The organism is Streptococcus oralis, assembly GCF_001579175.1.
GTDB classification, from domain to species: domain Bacteria; phylum Bacillota; class Bacilli; order Lactobacillales; family Streptococcaceae; genus Streptococcus; species Streptococcus oralis_O.
Map to the genome: position 1 here is coordinate 1 of NZ_KQ970781.1, position 289 is coordinate 289.

The 289-nt window shown below is 28.7% G+C and carries 1 pseudogene; it reads right to left on the reverse strand.

From position 1 onward, the window contains the following. Positions 1-72, reverse strand: a pseudogene (locus SORDD24_RS12065) (formate--tetrahydrofolate ligase); the annotation flags it as partial. Positions 73-289 lie beyond the last annotated feature (217 nt).

The following is a 289-nucleotide window of genomic DNA, read 5'->3' on the forward strand; positions in this document are numbered from 1 at the left end:
CCCAAGTTTCTCCACAACATCCACGATTGGCTTCAACTCAATACTCTGTGCGATTTCAATATCTGTTTTCATAGCAAACTCCTCTAACCTCTAATATGATAACTCATTATAACACAAAAAAAGTTTTTTCACATACAAAAAGCTTAGTAAAGTTTATAAACATCAAGTTTTAAGGCCAATTTTAGTCATCTTTTCTACTTTTTATAAGTTTTTATAGCCAAAAACTATAATCTTGCTGGAAAAGATAAAATAACAAACGCTTTCTTTTGATTCTATTTTATTTTTTGGT